This is a genomic window from Pseudonocardia sp. KRD291, from assembly GCF_019263595.1.
GTDB lineage: Bacteria > Actinomycetota > Actinomycetes > Mycobacteriales > Pseudonocardiaceae > Pseudonocardia.
On sequence record NZ_JADQDD010000478.1, the window covers coordinates 1 to 2,374 of the forward strand.

Genomic DNA, 2,374 nt, shown 5'->3' on the forward strand with positions numbered 1-2,374 from the left:
CTCGACCCACCGCCCGCGCAGGCCCCTGCCGCGTCCACCTGATCGCTGCCCCGCGGGCGTCGCCCGGGCCGGGCCGGTGACCGGCGCACCATCACCGTGATACTAATACCGGGATAGTTATCCCGACTGCTGGTGGTGTGTGATGATCGAACTCAAGACCCCCGACGAGATCGCGCTGATGCGCGAGGCCGGCCGCGTCACCGCGGCTGCGTTGCACGCGGTCCGGGACCACGCCGAGGTCGGCGTGTGCCTGCGCGACCTCGACGACGTCGCGGCCGAGGTGATCGACAAGGCCGCGGCCCGGCCGCTGTTCCTGCACTACCGGCCCACCCCGGCCATGAGCCCGTTCCCCGGGGTGGCGTGCATCAGCGTCAACGACGCCGTCGTGCACGGCATCCCCGGCGACTACCGGCTCCGGGACGGGGACCTGGTCAGCGTCGACTGCGGCGCCCACCTCGACGGGTGGAGCGGCGACGCCGCGATCAGCTTCGTCGTCGGCGAGCACCCCGACCCCGCGCGCGGCGCCGCCGACCGCGCGCTGATCACCACCACCGCGCGCGCCCTCGACGCCGGCATCGCCGCGGCGCAGCCGGGCGCCCGCCTCGGCGACGTCGCGCACGCCATCGGTGCGGTCGGGCGCGACGCCGGCTACGGGTTGATGGCCGACCACGGGGGCCACGGCATCGGCCGGGCCATGCACGAGGCCCCACACGTGCCCAACGAGGGCCGCCCCGGCCGGGGCCTGCGGCTGCGGCCCGGGCTCGTGCTCGCCCTGGAGCCGATGCTGCTCGACGGCGGCCGCGACGCCTACCGCGAGGACCCCGACGGCTGGACCCTGCGCACCGCCGACGGTTCGCGCGCCGCCCACATCGAGCACACCGTCGCGATCACCGACGCCGGCCCCGTCGTCCTCACGACGGTCTGATGGCCGCGACTTCTCGTCCGGCGCGGTGGACGATGCGCGGGTGTCGACGACTCAGCTGCACCGCAGGGCCTCCGACGACGCGACCGCGGTCATCGCCCGGATCGGCGCCGGCGACCGCGGCCGGGACACCCCGTGCGCCGGGTGGGACCTCGACGCCCTGCTCGCCCACCTGATCGGGCAGAACCACGGCTTCGCCGACGACCCGGCCGCGGACTGGCAGGCCTCGGCCGACCGCCTGGTCACCTCGTTCGCCCGGGCACCGGCGGAGACCACGGTGCTGCTGGCGGAGATCCGGCCCGACGGTCCGGGCCGCTCCGCGCCCGGCGCCTCGTTCGCGCCGGTCGTGCCCGCCGCGGATCCGGGCGACGCGTGGTCGCGGACCCTCGCGCTCCTCGGCCGGGAGCTCCGGTGACACCGGGGCCCGGTCAGCGGCCCCGGACGGCGCGCCGGAGCTTGGGGACGCGCTCGGACAGGGTGCGTTCGTTGCCGTGGGTGGTGGGCACGTAGTAGTCGCGGCCGACCAGGTCGTCCGGCGGGTACTGCTGGGTGAGCACGCCGTCCGGTGAGCTGTGCGGGTAGCGGTAGCCGACGGCGTTGCCGAGCTTCTCCGCGCCGGTGTAGTGCCCGTCGCGCAGGTGCGCCGGGACCGACCCGACGGCGCCGGCGCGCACGTCGGACATGGCGGCGTCGATCGCGGTGATCACGGCGTTGGACTTGGGCGCGGTGGCCAGGTGCAGCGTGACCTGGGCCAGCGCGATCCGGGCCTCCGGCATCCCGACCAGCTGCACCACCTGGGCGGCCGCGGTGGCGGCGGGCAGCGCGGTCGGGTCGGCGAGCCCGATGTCCTCGCTGGCGTGCACCATCAGCCGGCGCGCGATGAACCGGGCGTCCTCGCCCGCGACGATCATGCGGGCCAGGTAGTGCATCGCCGCGTCCGGGTCGGAGCCGCGGATGGACTTGATGAACGCGCTGATCACGTCGTAGTGCTGGTCACCGGCCCGGTCGTAGCGCACCGCGACCTCGGTGACGGCGCGTTCGACGGCCTCGAGGTCGACCTCCGGCGTCCCGGCCCGCGCATCGACGGCCGGCGAGTCACCGGCGTCGGCGAGCACCCCGTCGGCGGCGGCCTCCAGCGCGGTCAGGGCGCGGCGCGCGTCGCCGGCACAGAGGCGGACGAGCGCGTCCTCGCCGTCCTGCGTGAGCGTCACCGCGCCGCCGAGGCCCCGTTCGGAGGCCACGGCGCGGTGCAGCAGCGAGCGCACGTCGTCGGGTTCGAGGGACTGCAGCTGGAGCACCAGCGAGCGTGAGAGCAGCGGCGAGACGACCGAGAACGAGGGGTTCTCCGTGGTCGCGGCGACGAGCAGCACGAGCCGGTCCTCCACGGCCCCGAGCAGGGCGTCCTGCTGGGTCTTGGAGAACCGGTGCACCTCGTCGATGAACAGCACGGTG

General features: G+C 75.4%; 3 protein-coding genes. 2 read left to right on the plus strand and 1 reads right to left on the minus strand.

All coding sequences use genetic code 11. The annotated features are described in order from the left end of the window. The first annotated feature begins 142 nt into the window (after positions 1-142). Positions 143-925: a type I methionyl aminopeptidase gene (map, locus tag I4I78_RS31930; protein ID WP_218615235.1), complete on the plus strand. Its 783-nt coding sequence runs from the start codon at positions 143-145 to the stop codon at positions 923-925. Between the two features lie 40 nt (positions 926-965). After that, positions 966-1,337, plus strand: a complete 372-nt coding sequence (locus I4I78_RS31935) for a maleylpyruvate isomerase N-terminal domain-containing protein (RefSeq protein ID WP_218615236.1) — start codon at positions 966-968, stop codon at positions 1,335-1,337. Positions 1,338-1,350: 13 nt separating this feature from the next. On the opposite strand, the gene I4I78_RS31940 is transcribed toward I4I78_RS31935, so the two are convergent. Further along, the coding region (locus I4I78_RS31940; protein ID WP_218615237.1) for a replication-associated recombination protein A at positions 1,351-2,374 on the minus strand (1,024 nt) is incomplete at its 5' end.

Coding starts and splice junctions, on each gene's coding strand:
- map (WP_218615235.1), top strand. CDS start 143: ATGATCGAACTCAAGACCCCCGACGAGATCGCGCTGATGCGCGAGGCC.